We start from the raw sequence: 14,825 nt of genomic DNA on the forward strand, positions 1-14,825 counted from the left end.
CGTTGATCATTCCCATATAAATCAAAAGTAATAGGCTGAATAAACAGCAAAATCCAAAAATTTTTATTGTTAACAAAAGATAAATATCTGGGGTAGTTAGTCAAAAAATATACATTAAATAAATTTATATAGTCTGTGAAATTTTGACAAAAATCTGTTTTTAGCTGATGTAGCATAAGATTTGAGCAAATTCAGCCTTGGGTGTTATAGCGATTAAATGACTATCAAACTGAAGCAAATTTTACGTTGGGTAATTTTAGGGGCAACATTAGTTTTTGTCGGTAAAGCCCTCAAGGATAACTGGGGTGAGGTGACAGCTATCCGCATTGATGAAGTAGGATGGTCGATTTTAGCGATCGCTACCGGTATCACGTTACTGGCGCATACCTGGGCTGGTTGGATCTGGACTTGGATTCTCAAAGAGTTAAATCAACCTGTACCACCTAGCCAATTTATTCAGGTTTACCTGAAAACTAACCTTGCTAAGTATTTACCGGGTAATGTGTGGCATTACTATGGGCGCATTGTCGCCGCCAAAAATGCCAATATTACTGCTGGTGCGGCTACTCTCAGCGTTTTACTAGAACCCTTACTGATGGCGGCGGCGGCTTTAATAATTGTGGTGTTCTTCGGTAGTCAATTCGCAGCCCCCAAAACTACCCTGACTTTACGGGGATTACAGTTGTTGAGTTTGGCAATTATCCTGTATGCAGTACATCCCCGGTTTTTGAACCCAGTGATTAGTTTGTTGTCCAAATTGAAAGCTAAAAAATCTCATCTCCAGCCCAGTGCTGTTGTTAGTATTGCACGCTATCCTCTACGACCTTTATTAGGAGAGTTAGGATTTTTAACACTGCGGGGTATGGGCTTTATCTTAACTGTGTATGCCCTGATGCCCTTGAACCTGAATCAAATTCCTTTGTTGTTGGGTGCTTTTAGTTGTGCTTGGTTGTTGGGGTTGGTGGTTCCTGGTGCGCCTGGCGGCTTGGGTGTATTTGAAGCTACAGCGATCGCTCTTTTACAACATCGCTTTCCCTCGGCGGCGGTGATTAGTGCGATCGCCTTGTATCGTCTCATTAGTATCATTGCCGAAGTAGCTGGGGCTGGGTTAGCTGGGCTAGATGAACGCCTCGCCAAGTAGTTAATAAGATTGAGAAGAATCTCCTTTTACCTGTGAAAATACACGGTAAATATCTAAATTTGTCTGTGCATCTTGAATGGAATTATCTTCTGCCATTTTCAACAAGTTATATTCTACATTTTCCGCATAAATGGCAAAGGTAATATTAAAAAACTCGATAAAATGAATGATCCATTGGCATTCATCCTCGGACTGATGTTTATAGTAACTGATTAAATCAGCAATCCTAGTTTCTAAATGACTGCGGGAATGTCTACAAATAAAAATTATCTTGAGCAGAATAATCACTAAAGTTAAAGGATGACCATGTGAAAGTAATAAAATAAATAACTTTGAAGGCTCTTGTCTATTTTCTATAGTTAGATAATCAATTAGTTTATTGCAAATTCTTAATAATAAATTCTTATTAATATGTTCTTTATCGAGTTCTCTTTTCCACAATTGGAGCTTATCTTTTAAAGATTGCTGTAACAGCGCAGAAGTTTCTTGATTACCAACCGAAAAAAATAGATATTGCTGCAAACTATCTTTAAACTCTCTCAGTGTTTGATTTTCAGTTTGCTTCAGAAATATATTTGCTAGGTTTTCATAACTAAATTGACCTTTTTTGACTACTATCATTTTAATCAGACGCAAAACATTATCACCCAAAATACTGGGGTTGTTATAGCGTGTAGCACTGGAAGCAGAAGACTGAGAACGGGCAATATACATAGCTAAATCAAATTTATACTTATCTTTCATCTGCCTGTAAACTTTGATAGCTGCCTCTTGCTGTTCCTTGGGTTTATCTGCATCTAATGATTGAGCAATCAATAAATAAGCAGCATAGCGATCGCTCCAGTGTTCTTTGCTTTTACTATCATTTTTATAGTTAAATATTTTCAGTTCTTTAAAATCTTGGCTATTAACAAAATTTTCTAGCCATTTTCTATAGATTTCTACCTCTTGATAGCTATTAATTATTTCAGAATTAGGTAATTTAGTAAATAAATCAATTAATTCTTGAATATAATTATGTTTTCTCTTAGATGCCCAATTATTGATTAAAATATAGCAAGAACGTTTGATTGTATGACGAAACTCAGCTTCGTCATTTAAAAATACGATTTTCTTGATGACTGGGACATTATTTAATGTTACCGATGCCAGACAATCGATAAATAAAGATTTAAATTCTTGTAAAACATCTTCTGGTGAAGCAGTATTAACAATCTCTAAAAAGAATCTGTAAACCTTATCCTGAATAATTGGGATAGTTATCTCGTGAGAGTTTAACGGAACACTATCTTGACTTAGTAGATTACCGAGTAAAGTCTTAGCGGTCATGTAATTTCTCAAGACCAACGAGTTTTTAATTATATTGTTATTAGCTTACCCTTCACAGATGAGACTATCAATCAGCTTATTCAAAGCTACAGTGATATTTTCTTGGCAATTAGTAAATTTACGGTGTAGTTACTCAATTATGCAATTATTCCGCCGCGATCGCTCAGAGAAAATACTGAGGCTTAAAGTTACAGACAACTAAGCCTGCCTAGATGATTTAGGCAGGCTGATGTTTTTAAATGTTTATGGGGGTGGAGGGACTTGAACCCTCACGACCGTTTAAGGTCAACGGATTTTCATTCTCCCGCAGCTTTCGCTACTGCCAATAGGCTTTGAGAATTGGACTCTCCCTTTACCCTCGACTTTACGTTAGGGTAGCTCCCGTCGAGTCTCTGCACCTTCCGACTAGCTTAGAGTTACAACCTCTGAGTTGTGAGCTTTTATTTTACTCACTACTCAGCACTCATGACTCTTTCGGCTTGGCTCAGGATTGCCTTGTCTGTGAACAGATTTAGGTTTCCCTGAGTTTGAGAGCTGCCACTTAAAGAATTTCTTCTTTAAGGCTCAATTACTTAAGTCCGTAGCGTCTGCCATTCCGCCACACCCCCCCATTGTCTTGGGAGTTAGTTATTTTTTGGAGGCAGCAAATACCTCCTCATCTATTCCAGCATTAATTGCGTCTTTTGTCCAACCTGATGGAAAAATTTGTATCTAACTTGGGCGAGTTGTTGTCTCTCGTTGAGAGTGGCGTTTAATGCCTCGCACTCAAATAGCTTGAGTATCTTCCACCTTGTTTAACAAGACCACTGCTGGTTTAGCGCCTTCGCTATTGTAGCATTATTTTATGATTTGGATCAGCAATAATCAGGAATTTTTGCGAGAGTCATTTAAAAGCCCAATAGTTACGCTTTCTTCAGCCTCTCTGTTCAGCCTATGATGGAAAACAGATGCACTAAATGATCTGAACCATCCCAAGAGAGAGTTTATGATTGTACCCTTTGTACCCTTGCTATATCTGGCTTTAGCTGGAGCTTATTTGTTAGTTGTGCCTGTGGCTTTAATGCTGTACTTGAACCTACGTTGGTATACGGCAGGCTCGATTGAGCGCACCATTATGTATTTTATGGTTTTCTTCTTCTTTCCAGGACTGTTGGTTTTGTCACCGTTTGTGAATCTGCGGCCCAAGCCACGAAAAATTGAAGTTTAACAAGATTGATTGGTAGGTCATAACACTCATGCGACGGATTGATGCTATCGGAATTGGCTTAGGAGTTTTTATTGCTGGTGGCTTGGTATATTTGGGGTTACAGCTAGTAGGTTTAGATAGTCAACAAGCTGGTATATGGAGCCAAGCCTTCCTAGTGATTGGGTTGATTGCTTGGTTAGCCACCTATGCTTTACGTGCGATGGGAAAACAAATGACCTACCATCAGCAACGAGAAGATTACGAACAAGCCTTTTTCCAAAAACGCCTGGACGAACTTTCTCCCGAAGAATTAGCGAGAATTCAAGCGGAGATTGAGCAGGAGCAACAGGAAAAAGGGGCGAGAGGCTAGTAATTTTCACTCCCCACTCCCCACTAACAAAGGTCAGTTGTTTGTTACTATTGACTCTTGACCAATGACTAATGACTACTGATTAATGACCGCTATTTCCGATCGCTTTCAAACCCTCAAGCGGAATCAAGAGTGCGCTCTGATTCCGTTTATTACTGCTGGTGATCCAGATTTAGAAACTACAGCCGCAGCGTTGAAGATTTTAGACTCTAGTGGGGCTGACTTGATTGAATTGGGTGTTCCCTACTCTGATCCTCTCGCCGATGGGCCAGTGATTCAAGCGGCTGCTACCCGCGCTTTACAACGGGGAACAAAACTAGAGGGTGTACTGGAAATGTTGCAAGCCATTACTCCCAATTTACAAGCACCCATTATTTTATTTACTTATTACAATCCCATTCTGCACCGGGGCATTGACAAATTTTTAGAGCAAATTGCTGCGGCTGGGGTATCTGGCTTGGTGGTTCCTGATTTACCCCTAGAAGAAGCAGGCGGACTACTCAAACCAGCTAGTGAAATTGGTATTGACTTGACACTATTAATTGCGCCTACCAGTTCATCTGAGAGGATAGAAACCATTGCTCGCTCCTCCCAAGGATTTATCTATTTGGTCAGTGTAACTGGTGTGACAGGGATGCGATCGCAAATGGAAACACGGGTATCTGATTTATTACAGAAAATTCGCTCTGTTACAGATAAACCCATTGGTGTCGGTTTTGGCATTTCCCAACCAGAACAAGCACGTCAAGTCAAAGCATGGGGAGCAGATGCAGCCATTGTGGGTAGTGCCTTTGTGAAACGATTAGCCGAAGGTACACCCGAAGAAGGACTAAGTGCGATCGCTCAATTTAGTCAAAGTCTCAAAGCAACCATCAAGACATCTTGATGATCAAGATAAAGTAGATTAAAAAAGTATAACAACGCAGTTTTTTTACCCGTATTTGGTGGACAATTTACGATTTATAGTCTTGAATATTAACATTGGAATACTAAGTGGTAAAAAAACTAGCTGATATAGCAGCTAATGCTTTGGGTATTATGTGAAATTAAATAGGCTTATAAAGATTATGAGTGTGAGAGTGGGTCAGGCAAAAGTTGTAAAATTGACATCGCAGTTGAGGTGGAAAGGCGATGAGTGAGAGTATGGCATTTATTGGCGGTGTCGCCGTAGCTGGACTGGCGGCGCTGTTATTGCTCAGGGGGACAAACGCTTCTTCCCTACAGCCTAACTTCGCTGTTGCCCCCCAAATGCCAGCCACCGTAGTAGCACCCCAGGTAATGCAACCCCCTATGCAATACCCCCCCTACGGACAAGCACAATATCCCCATCAGCCACCTGCTGCGCCTAATCCTGAACAGCGAGTAGAACTAGAACGGCTGAAAATGGACTTGGATCGGTTAAAAAGCGATAACGAACAACTCAGAGCGCAAAATCAGCAACTCCAGTTTCAATTCCAGAATTACAACAACCAACAGCTGCAATTAGCCCAGCAAAACAGCCAAAAAGTAGCAGCCGCCGCTTTCCAAGCTGAAACCCCTTGGTTTAATTCACCCATCGTTTGGGCAGCCGGAGGGGCGACTCTCACCATTGGTGGTGGAATTGTAGTCGCTGGCGTATTATCTTTGTTCTCACCGCGCCAACGTCCTACCAGGACAGTACAAGTAATTCATCCCTACCAAGGTCATACACAGCCTTTAGTTCCTGTGCGACGTGCTGAATTCCTACCCCCAGCCGGAATGGATGCCAGACGCATGGAAACCCATGAATATGACGAAATGCGGTAGGGGCAGAAGGGCAGAAGGGCAGAGGAGCATAGGGGCAGGGGAGATTGTTCTCAAGAATTTTTGAATTTTGTAGGCTTTCCCTGTTCCCCGTTCCCTGTTTCCCGTTAATAACCATTTTGAGGCAATTCTGAAGGGTTAATAATCTCTGGTTCCTCAGTTTCAGGTGTTTCTTGTGAGGGACTTTTTTGCTTTTCTAGATTGTTGTTTTGAGGAAATGCCTGTTTTTTGACATTTTCGGCTGCTTGCTGAAACAACGGTTCTAATTTATCTTGCCAGTATTTAATATTGGGTAACTTTTCGGGATGGTTTTTGTAGTCTAAAACTTTATCCCATTGACCATTATCTATGGCCTGATTGATGTCGTTAAAGAGTGCGTCTGCTTTCGCCCAATCTTCTTGCCACTGGTTAATCATGGCTGCCGTTTCTTTAATACCAGCAGACGCATTTTGAGGAATTGATCTGAGTGTAGCGATCGCTCCTATTAAATCACCTGATTCATACTTTTGTCTGGCTTTAGCCACAATCTCGGTACTCTTTTCCTGAGACGGTGTTGGCGTGGGACTTGGGGCATCTTCTGGTGCTGAGGGTGACACCATTGGGTTATCAAATTGTGGTTTAGCTTGGGGAACAGGTCGAGCAGCGATTAATGTACTATCATCTACTGTTTTCAGAGCTATACCTCTGTCACGCAAACAAGAAATCCATTCCTGATTATTAATAATCACATCTGAGTGCGCCCAAGCTAACCGACTTGAGTTCAGTTTAATTTCCACCCAACCCCGTTTTGTCCGGGTGCCAGTCACCTCAAACTTGCTATTTTCGCCAATTGTTTTTAAAACATTATCAGAATTAATCGAACTCGGTTCAGAACGGATATTAGAGTTACCAGCCACCACCGCCAGGCATTTATCCGCACTAGCTGCATTATTACCCAAGAAATTACCAGCAAAGTTTTTCACATTGGGATAGAAATTGGCCACCAAAGCAGCTGCACCACCCGCCAATAACACCCCAATTAATAATGGCCAGGGGTCAGATTTTTCAGAATTTGGACGAGATGGTTGAACTGAAGGGGGGTTAGCTGGTGCTACGGCTAAAGTTTGCTGTCGAGATAACCGAGATGGTAATGTAGTAGGTTCGTACTTAGAAGTATTAATAGATTTTTGGGCTGTAGAAGACACAGATACAGCTACAGGATTAATCACATTTTGACAAGCTTGCAGTGCTTCTGTTGCCGTTTGATAACGGTCTTTGAAGTGATAACGCACCATCTTAGTTAACACTTCTGCCAGGCGATAATTGACATTAACTAAATGCTGCCAGAGAATTTCACCTGTATTTGGGTCTTCTTGTAGTTCGGCGGCTGTTAGTCCCGTCAAAGCTTGGATGGCAATAATCCCCAAAGAATAGATATCACTATTGGGGCGGGGTTTACCTTGGCCTTGTTCTGTCGGCATATAGCCAGGAGTACCAATAGCGACTGTCGCAGTGGGTTGTCCACCAACCATAACCATTGGTGTCCGCAATTGCTTAACTGCACCAAAGTCTACTAAAACTAATTTATTGTCTGAAGTGCGACGAATGATATTATCTGGCTTAATATCGCGGTGAATCACCCCTTGCTGGTGAACAAACTCTAAGACAGTCAAAACTTCCTGCAACAGTTGAATAACTTGGCTATCACTCCAACGCTTCCCAGAGATGAGTTCTTCTGTGAGGGTGTGTCCTTCTATGTACTCTTGAACTAAATAAAATTCTTGGTTTTCGTCAAAATAAGCCAGTAATCGGGGTATCTGGTCATGATGACCCAGCCTTTCTAAAGTTTCGGCTTCGCTGTTAAACAGACGCTTGGCAGTTTCAAAAACTCTGGGGTCAGAACTAGCGGGTTGTAGGTGCTTAACAACGCAGATGGGGTTGCCTGGTCTGCGGGTATCTTGGGCTATGTAGGTTTGACCAAATCCTCCTGTAGCTAGAACTCTAACGACTTGGTAACGGTGGTCTAGTAGCTTGCCTATCATAAATCCCTCCCCAGAGTTATCACCTAAGTTTTCCCGATGGTAATAAATATCTCCAAATTTTTGGCAGTGAAATCCGCTATCTTGATAAAAGATTTGAACTTAATACGCAATTCTTTTAATAAACACAGACTGTAAATTTTTCTTTTAGTGCCTTTGTTAATTACCGATGCCACCTAGAATAACAGACCAAGTTACATGGCAGCAGGCAGAACTCCTCATGCAACCTGCTTTTATTCGCGTTGTTGATAATCTTCGCAAGCAGCTAGATGAATCAGCTTGGAAAGGAACTTACCAAGACGTGCTGATTTGGCCTGCTAACACCACTGATGAAATCAAAGCTTTGGTAACTCAGTTATTAGAAGAAATGGAAACTGCAACTTTAGAACGAGCAGATGCCATCAGAGAAACCCTAGCTAGTTTACCAATGCCCCATCCAGGATACCACTTATGTTTGCAACGTCAAGACCAACAAATCAGTATTGATTTGTGGGAATTATGCTATCAGGTATGTTTTATTAATTACAGTCCAGAAAGTGAAACGGTTAATATTGATCCAAGTTTAATTGATGACTTAGGTGAAGTTGATTGGCAACAATTGGAAGAAAAGACTAAGGAATTAGTTGGGCAGGTGTTTGCAAATTTACCTGGGTGAGGTGCGATCGCTCATGTTAATAAGATAGTCGAGTAGGCGATCGCCTACTTAATATATGTTGCTTTTCTATTTTTTCCTGGATGACTTGTTTGTGGCTGGTAATTTTAGAACAACAGCAGCTATAGAAGATGTCCTGTTGACTCTATGCGTCGCCAAATTACCATCTATACACTCATATGCTTACTATCATTGTTTCTCATTACGCTTTGGTGGCCTAGTGATGATACTCAATGCAATTCAGAGGCCTTTCTAGCATCAAAAACCCAAAAGTTTCAAGTACAAGCAACTAAGGTAGTGGTTCAGCCGTGGCGTGGTGAACACCATGTATATGGAATATTTATGGTTCTTGACGAATACAAGAAAACTCCTTTTTTCGTCTTAACTGTTAAAGGTGGGGAAAGTAAATGTTCTAAACCATTTGGGTACAGTCAAAATTATGATGATATCTTCGCTGAACCAAACACCCATCTGATCAGAAATTATTTCAAAACCCGCATTGCACTGCGGTTGATTCTCCAAGGTTTATACTCTCAATTAAATAATCCTCAAAACTGGACTTTAACTTACCCGCAAGGGAAGTAGGGGGCAGAGGGGCAGAGGAGCGGAGGGGCAGAGGGGCAGAGGAGAAAAAATAAAAACTATTGCCTATTACCTATTGCCTATTACCTATTGCCTTAACAACTTATTAGTCGCATTGATTACAATCTGTGCAGAACCAGCAAAAAACGATCGCTCGATATTTTGCGGTGTATCACTAGGTTGATGGTAGTGGGGTGTACGGAGATTGGCTGTGTCTGTGACTAAAACAGCGCCTACTCCTTGATACCAAAAAGGCGCATGATCACTGCGGAGAGTGTCAGGTGTCAGCAAGCCTTTGAGGGGAATAGGTAACTTTAAAACATCTGGCAAATTAGCTGTATCTGAATTCTCAAAGGCATTGAGTAAATGTAAATTTTCTGTATCACCCACAGCTACTAAAAAATCACCCTTGTCGCTGGGTGGAGTCACAGGTAAACCCGTCGGGTATTTTTGACAGCCTGTTGTGTAGCAAGCGTAACCTACCATATCCATAACAATGACACCACGTAGGTTTTGCAAGCGTTTTTCTTCAGTAACAAACGCCTTACTACCAAGTAATCCGGCTTCTTCTTGATCAAAAAAGGCCAATTGTAATGTTTGAGGTGTGGGGAGAGAACGAAAAACTCGCGCTATTTCTAGTAAAACAGCTACACCACTGGCATTATCATCAGCACCAGGAGATTCGGCAACAGTATCATAATGGGCTGCAACTAAAATTGCGCCGCCTTTAGTGTCAGTTCCGGCGCGTTCAGCAAAGATATTTACACCATCAGAAAATTTTTCTAATTTTGGTCGCCAACCTAGTTTTCGCAATTCATTGATAATATAGATTCGGGTACGCGATCGCTCAGTTGCTGTGTAGCGTTGAAAATTTAACTTTTCAATATGAGTTAATAATCTATCAATCGATACTTGCGGAGCATTGTTAACTTCCTGAAACTCAGGCTGTGGTTGTGGTGTGACTACTGGTACACTCTCAACAATTTCTGGTGAGGGACGCTGCTCAAAAAATGTGCTACCTCTACCACCCACTATTACGATTGCCACTAGCACCAACAGCGCCAGCCAAATCCTTTTTTTCATCTGAGTTTCTCGTACCTTTCACACTAGACTAGCGTAAACACAAACGAGCCGCAGCCTAAAATCTCCCGGAAGGTATAACCGCAATTAGGACATATCCAAACAAGAGTACAGTATCATCTTTTTATCTCCACTACCAGCAGCTAATTGCTGACCATCTGGACTGAAAGCTACAGTATAGACTGCATCATCAGCCCCTTGATAAGTACAAATTTCTTTACCATTTACTACCTGCCATAACTTGACAGTCTTATCTTTACTGCCACTAGCTAATATCTTGCCATTGGGATGAAAAGCTACAGAACAAACATCATTTTCATGGCCTATTAATGTCCGAATTTCTGCACCCGTATTCATATCCCATAACTTAATTTTCTTATTCTGACTGCCACTAACTAAGATTTTCCCATCTGGACTAAAAGCCAGGGAGTTAATATTGGCAAACCAATCATCGTCTGTTTTAATTGTTTGGACTTGTTGCTTAGTTAAATACAAAATTTTAATATTCTTATCTTTACTACCGCCAGCTAAAATCTTACCATCTGGACTAAAGACAACAGATAATACATCATCAGTAAACCCATGAAAAGATGCTATTTCTTTGCGTTTTTCTAATGACCAAAGCTTAACAGTTTTATCTTGACTTCCACTAGCTAAAATTTTTCCATCTGGGCTGAAAGCAACAGAGTAGACTTTTTCTTCATGTCCTGTAAAAGTATGAATTTCTTGGACTGTTTGCACGTCCCATAACTTAATAGTTTTGTCATCACTCCCACTAGCCAAAGTTTTGCTATTTGGGCTAAAAGCTACTGTATTCACACTGCCAAACCATGAAGATTCACCATGTCCCTTCAAAGTGCAATGCTCCTGATTAGTTAACAAACTCCATATTTTAATAGTTTTATCATCACTAGCACTTGCTAACATCTGTCCATCATGACTAAAGTCAACAGCCAGAACTTTACTACAATGACCTTTGAGAATTTGGACAGATACTAAATTTTGGAGATTTCTTTGGTTAAAAGTGTCCATGATGTCAATGCAGTATCAAAATAGCAGCCTTCTTAATGAAGACTATCATAGAGCAATGCTATACCCAATTCCTGGGAAGTTTTACAGCTTGTCTTTTGACAAAGTGACAAAATTTACTTAAATTTCCGCATAAAACTGATAAAGCATCTTTCTCAATAGATACTGTAAATTGCAATGCGGTCAAACATTTTTCTGGCATCAACTACCTTAGCTTGCCTCACTTTGTTAGTTAATAGTGGGGAAATTGCTAGAGGAGACAATCAACATCATGGTCACTCAAGGCATCATCAAAAAACAATTGAAATTACTCCAGGTCAACCTGTACCATCAGTTGACTTAGTTGTACATAAAGATGCCTCAAAAGGATGGAATTTAGAAGCTAAAGTCTCTAATTTTCGATTTGCACCAGAAAAGATTAATCAAGCAGCTAAACCAGGAGAAGGTCATGGTCATATTTATATCAATGGGCAGAAAATCACCCGCTTGTATGGTTCTTGGTACTATTTAGAACACCTTAAGCCGGGTAGAAATGAAATCACTGTTTCCCTCAATGCCAACAGTCATGAGGCGTTAGTTCACAATGGTAAAGTGATTCAAGATACTGAAATTATTGATGTGCGTAGAGACTAGAGCCTAGGGGCTAGTATATTTCTTGCACTACCCATGACCACATATGTTCGATTTATTTTTAATTACAATTTTGGGATTTTTGGGTAGCTTTGGGCATTGTTTCGGGATGTGCGGGCCACTAACGGTGGCATTTTCTCTGTCTCATCAGCAATCAACCCCACAGAAAACATCCTCAGCAGGTGTATCAACTTTAGAAAAACCTGCCACTACTTGGCAACAGCAATTAATATTCCATGTCTTATTAAATTTGGGACGGATGCTGAGTTATGCCTTAGTCGGGGCTGGCATTGGGGCGCTGGGTTCGGTACTGTTACAAGGTGGACAGTTGGCGGGTGTGGGTAGCGACTTGCGGCGTGTAATGGCAATTATTACTGGTGTGATGCTGATTTGGTTCGGTTTAGGACAAATTACACCCCATTTACTACCTCGCATTCCTTTGCTACATCCCCTATTACAAGGCGGGTTACATAATCGCCTCAGTACCGCAATGGTGAAGTTGTCCTTACATCAGCGATGGTGGACACCCATACTATTGGGTATGACTTGGGGTTTAATGCCTTGTGGTTTTTTGTATGCTGCCCAAATTAAAGCGGCGGAGACTGGTAGTTTATGGCTGGGTACGGCGACTATGCTGGCATTTGGTTTAGGCACACTCCCCACAATGTTAGGTGTCGGTGTGTCTACGGCTTTGGTGAGTCAAGACAGGCGTAGTCAGTTATTTCGCCTAGGTGGTTGGGTGACACTGAGTATTGGCGCAATTACTTTGCTGCGGACTGGTGACACAATGGTAGATTATACCGGACACGCTGCTTTGTTCTGTTTGATGATGGCGTTAATTGCTCGTCCCATTAGTAAATTGTGGGCATCACCTTTACGTTATCGCCGTGCTTTGGGGGTGGGGGCGTTTGTCTTGGCTGTGGTGCATACCACCCACATGATTGAACATTCATTGCAATGGAATTTTGCTGCTTTTTGGTTTTTACCGCCAGAATTTCAACTGGGAATGACTGCCGGTGCGCTAGGATTAATATTAATGACCCCCGCAGCTTTAACAAGTTGGGAATCGTGGCAAAAATCTTGGGGTAAACGCTGGCGACAGATTCATTTATTAAGTGTGCCGGCTTTACTGTTGAGTGTGATTCATGCGGTGTTGATTGGTTCCCATTATTTGGGTTCTTTACAATTGACTTGGGGAAATAAGTTAGCGGTTGTGTTACTGGGAATAGTCACCGTTGGAGTTTTTCTAGTACGAATGCGCTGTTTTTGGTCAAAGTTAACTGTAGAAAAGTTTTATGTTCCCCCAAGTAAATCACAGTAAAGTTACCAGAGACAAACAAGTTTCTTCTTTGCAAGCTGTTAAGTATTTCTTCTTAAGTTGCTTAATTCTGCCCATAATTGATATTCATCCTGCTGCTGCCCATAAAGTAGAAATAGCCGCAGATGTGGGTGCTACACTTCACATTGAACCAAACGATACTCCTCGCGCTGGGGAATCGGCACAAGCTTGGTTTGCTTTGACTCGTAAAGGTGGTAAGGTAATTCCTTTGACACAATGTGACTGTCAATTAGCTGTGTACGCGCAGCCCTACACACCCAACGAACCTGCATTAATAGAACCATCATTAACCCCAGTCAATGCCGAACGCTATCAAGGCATACCAGGGGCAGATATTACCTTTCCCAAACCTGGAATTTATCAACTTAAGTTAATAGGAAAACCCAAATCTGGTGCAGATTTCCAACCCTTTGAGTTGAAATTTGAAGTGACTGTAGCAGCTGGTTCAGGGAGAAATCTTCACAGCCAGCAAGAAATCAAAAATGTTGTGGGAGAGAGTAAATTGTCATCGTTGCCATTGTGGGCGATCGCTCTTCCCACTGTAGCAGTTTTGGGTGTAATATTTGCTGCTTGGCAGCGTCAAAAAGGTAATAGTTAAATTAAGAACTCGGTTCTGAGTGTGATTCGTTAGATTGGGCAGATTCTTTTTTCTCTGATTGCGTCTCGCTAGTCTGTTGCACTTGTTGCAAATGAATATTATTTACTTGCACAATAAAGTATTCTAATGCTTGGCTTGCCTTTTGTTGCTGTTGGATTTCATCAGACGCATCATAGCAACGATAAGGTGGAGTGACTCCCAAAATAAATTTTTCTTGTTCGGCTTCTAACAGTTCAACGGCTGTGTTAGCAGTAATCCAATTCTTTTGAAAAGGAAAAGATGTCACTATGCTTGCCATAATGGAAGCAATAGCTGGACAGATAACAGGCAACCACCTTAACCATGCTTGCCCCGATTCTATTTTATCTACCAACACTAAAATAGGTGTGATGCCCGAAAACACAACAGTCGTAATTTGCAGAATATAGTAAATAGTTCTCGATAAATTCCGAGTCCGTTTATAGTCATCAATTAACTCTTGGCTGTACTGTAAAGCTTTTGCTTTGATAGGGGTAAAATTACTGTATTGTCCAGAATTATTACTCAAGAGATAAGTATATAGTTCAGCTTTTTTGTTAAATTCATGTTGATTAACTAACTTTTTTGAGTCTTGAAAAACTTGCCTATTGATAATAAATACAAAACCTACCAAACTCAGAGAGATGATGCCATAAGTGGTAAAATTCTCATATTTGGAAAACACAAGCACAAAAATCACAGCTATGAATAGGATAGCTAACAATAAATTCTCAATTATCTTCAGTGTCAATAATCTTTTTTGCTCTCCTGAAGAGAATAAATTCGTTCCGCCGTTATAATTAGTGTTTGGGGATTGATTATCAATACTGGTAAATTCAGATGTAGTCATTGCCTGTTATCTCTTTTGTTAATACTTAGTTAAATTTAGCTACTGCAATTCCCTGGAAATCAGAAGATGCAGATATACAAGGCAAATTATCACTACACAGCCTCATCAAATGTTGATGATTTGGTGTGTAAAGAAGAGTCGAATTTAGCAATATTTACAGCTAGCTAGGCTCTCAAAAGTAGAACTAGCTTTATGTGTCAAAATTTACTCGAATATAATCG

The 14,825-nt window shown here is 40.9% G+C and carries 15 protein-coding genes; 10 read left to right on the forward strand and 5 right to left on the reverse strand.

Translation table 11 applies throughout. From position 1 onward, the window contains the following. Positions 1 to 217 precede the first annotated feature (217 nt). Positions 218 to 1,141, forward strand: coding sequence for a lysylphosphatidylglycerol synthase transmembrane domain-containing protein (locus NOS7524_RS07295; RefSeq protein ID WP_015137841.1), 924 nt, complete (start codon positions 218 to 220; stop codon positions 1,139 to 1,141). Here NOS7524_RS07295 and NOS7524_RS07300 read toward each other — a convergent pair whose 3' ends face one another. Beyond that, complete coding sequence (locus NOS7524_RS07300) at positions 1,142 to 2,470, reverse strand: hypothetical protein (protein ID WP_015137842.1); 1,329 nt, start codon at positions 2,468 to 2,470, stop codon at positions 1,142 to 1,144. Positions 2,471 to 3,455: 985 nt separating this feature from the next. Here NOS7524_RS07300 and ndhL point away from each other — a divergent pair. The 4 genes from ndhL to NOS7524_RS07320 all read left to right on the forward strand — a co-directional run bounded on the left by ndhL (position 3,456) and on the right by NOS7524_RS07320 (position 5,811). Then, entirely contained in the window at positions 3,456 to 3,677 is a 222-nt protein-coding gene (gene ndhL, locus NOS7524_RS07305) for an NAD(P)H-quinone oxidoreductase subunit L (protein WP_015137843.1), read from the forward strand. Between the two features lie 28 nt (positions 3,678 to 3,705). Beyond that, positions 3,706 to 4,026, forward strand: a complete 321-nt coding sequence (locus NOS7524_RS07310) for a DUF3007 family protein (protein ID WP_015137844.1) — start codon at positions 3,706 to 3,708, stop codon at positions 4,024 to 4,026. An 85-nt stretch (positions 4,027 to 4,111) separates the two neighbouring features. Beyond that, entirely contained in the window at positions 4,112 to 4,912 is an 801-nt protein-coding gene (gene trpA / locus NOS7524_RS07315; protein WP_015137845.1) for a tryptophan synthase subunit alpha, read from the forward strand. Between the two features lie 245 nt (positions 4,913 to 5,157). Beyond that, positions 5,158 to 5,811 (forward strand): hypothetical protein, encoded by a 654-nt coding sequence (locus NOS7524_RS07320; protein ID WP_015137846.1) that lies wholly within the window; start codon positions 5,158 to 5,160, stop codon positions 5,809 to 5,811. Between the two features lie 104 nt (positions 5,812 to 5,915). On the opposite strand, the gene NOS7524_RS07325 is transcribed toward NOS7524_RS07320, so the two are convergent. Continuing rightward, positions 5,916 to 7,829 (reverse strand): serine/threonine protein kinase, encoded by a 1,914-nt coding sequence (locus NOS7524_RS07325; protein WP_015137847.1) that lies wholly within the window; start codon positions 7,827 to 7,829, stop codon positions 5,916 to 5,918. Between the two features lie 166 nt (positions 7,830 to 7,995). Here NOS7524_RS07325 and NOS7524_RS07330 point away from each other — a divergent pair, with 166 nt between their 5' ends. Next, positions 7,996 to 8,481 carry a hypothetical protein gene (locus tag NOS7524_RS07330; RefSeq protein WP_015137848.1) on the forward strand — a complete coding sequence of 162 codons (486 nt, stop codon included), beginning with the start codon at positions 7,996 to 7,998 and terminating at the stop codon, positions 8,479 to 8,481. A gap of 144 nt (positions 8,482 to 8,625) precedes the next feature. Then, positions 8,626 to 9,063 (forward strand): hypothetical protein, encoded by a 438-nt coding sequence (locus tag NOS7524_RS07335; protein ID WP_015137849.1) that lies wholly within the window; start codon positions 8,626 to 8,628, stop codon positions 9,061 to 9,063. A gap of 84 nt (positions 9,064 to 9,147) precedes the next feature. Here the strand turns inward: NOS7524_RS07335 and NOS7524_RS07340 are convergent, their stop codons facing one another. Both NOS7524_RS07340 and NOS7524_RS07345 read right to left on the reverse strand, forming a co-directional pair. Further along, complete coding sequence (locus tag NOS7524_RS07340; RefSeq protein WP_015137850.1) at positions 9,148 to 10,143, reverse strand: M20/M25/M40 family metallo-hydrolase; 996 nt, start codon at positions 10,141 to 10,143, stop codon at positions 9,148 to 9,150. 84 nt (positions 10,144 to 10,227) lie between these two features. Beyond that, a complete protein-coding gene (locus tag NOS7524_RS07345) occupies positions 10,228 to 11,172 on the reverse strand; it encodes a WD40 repeat domain-containing protein (protein ID WP_015137851.1) in 945 nt (314 codons plus the stop codon). 174 nt (positions 11,173 to 11,346) lie between these two features. On the opposite strand from NOS7524_RS07345, the gene NOS7524_RS07350 reads away from it, so the two are divergent. From NOS7524_RS07350 to NOS7524_RS07360, 3 genes are read left to right on the forward strand one after another with little or no spacing between them, the layout of a single operon-like run. Beyond that, complete coding sequence (locus tag NOS7524_RS07350) at positions 11,347 to 11,802, forward strand: hypothetical protein (RefSeq protein WP_015137852.1); 456 nt, start codon at positions 11,347 to 11,349, stop codon at positions 11,800 to 11,802. Positions 11,803 to 11,845: 43 nt separating this feature from the next. Continuing rightward, positions 11,846 to 13,120 carry an urease accessory protein UreH domain-containing protein gene (locus tag NOS7524_RS07355; protein ID WP_015137853.1) on the forward strand — a complete coding sequence of 425 codons (1,275 nt, stop codon included), beginning with the start codon at positions 11,846 to 11,848 and terminating at the stop codon, positions 13,118 to 13,120. Further along, a complete protein-coding gene (locus NOS7524_RS07360) occupies positions 13,095 to 13,736 on the forward strand; it encodes a hypothetical protein (RefSeq protein WP_015137854.1) in 642 nt (213 codons plus the stop codon). Before NOS7524_RS07355 ends, NOS7524_RS07360 begins: the two co-directional genes overlap by 26 nt. Position 13,737: 1 nt before the next feature. On the opposite strand, the gene NOS7524_RS07365 is transcribed toward NOS7524_RS07360, so the two are convergent. Then, positions 13,738 to 14,604, reverse strand: coding sequence for a DUF4231 domain-containing protein (locus tag NOS7524_RS07365; RefSeq protein WP_015137855.1), 867 nt, complete (start codon positions 14,602 to 14,604; stop codon positions 13,738 to 13,740). Positions 14,605 to 14,825 lie beyond the last annotated feature (221 nt).

The organism is Nostoc sp. PCC 7524 (assembly GCF_000316645.1).
Lineage (GTDB): Bacteria > Cyanobacteriota > Cyanobacteriia > Cyanobacteriales > Nostocaceae > Trichormus.

Bases quoted from the DNA above. Each gene is read 5' to 3' on its own strand.
- NOS7524_RS07295 (WP_015137841.1), top strand. From the start codon at position 218: ATGACTATCAAACTGAAGCAAATTTTACGTTGGGTAATTTTAGGGGCA.
- NOS7524_RS07320 (WP_015137846.1), top strand. From the start codon at position 5,158: ATGAGTGAGAGTATGGCATTTATTGGCGGTGTCGCCGTAGCTGGACTG.
- NOS7524_RS07335 (WP_015137849.1), top strand. From the start codon at position 8,626: ATGCGTCGCCAAATTACCATCTATACACTCATATGCTTACTATCATTG.
- NOS7524_RS07345 (WP_015137851.1), bottom strand. From the start codon at position 11,172: ATGGACACTTTTAACCAAAGAAATCTCCAAAATTTAGTATCTGTCCAA.
- trpA (WP_015137845.1), top strand. From the start codon at position 4,112: ATGACCGCTATTTCCGATCGCTTTCAAACCCTCAAGCGGAATCAAGAG.
- NOS7524_RS07350 (WP_015137852.1), top strand. From the start codon at position 11,347: ATGCGGTCAAACATTTTTCTGGCATCAACTACCTTAGCTTGCCTCACT.
- NOS7524_RS07360 (WP_015137854.1), top strand. From the start codon at position 13,095: ATGTTCCCCCAAGTAAATCACAGTAAAGTTACCAGAGACAAACAAGTT.
- NOS7524_RS07325 (WP_015137847.1), bottom strand. From the start codon at position 7,829: ATGATAGGCAAGCTACTAGACCACCGTTACCAAGTCGTTAGAGTTCTA.
- NOS7524_RS07340 (WP_015137850.1), bottom strand. From the start codon at position 10,143: ATGAAAAAAAGGATTTGGCTGGCGCTGTTGGTGCTAGTGGCAATCGTA.
- NOS7524_RS07365 (WP_015137855.1), bottom strand. From the start codon at position 14,604: ATGACTACATCTGAATTTACCAGTATTGATAATCAATCCCCAAACACT.
- NOS7524_RS07300 (WP_015137842.1), bottom strand. From the start codon at position 2,470: ATGACCGCTAAGACTTTACTCGGTAATCTACTAAGTCAAGATAGTGTT.
- NOS7524_RS07355 (WP_015137853.1), top strand. From the start codon at position 11,846: ATGTTCGATTTATTTTTAATTACAATTTTGGGATTTTTGGGTAGCTTT.
- NOS7524_RS07330 (WP_015137848.1), top strand. From the start codon at position 7,996: ATGCCACCTAGAATAACAGACCAAGTTACATGGCAGCAGGCAGAACTC.
- NOS7524_RS07310 (WP_015137844.1), top strand. From the start codon at position 3,706: ATGCGACGGATTGATGCTATCGGAATTGGCTTAGGAGTTTTTATTGCT.
- ndhL (WP_015137843.1), top strand. From the start codon at position 3,456: ATGATTGTACCCTTTGTACCCTTGCTATATCTGGCTTTAGCTGGAGCT.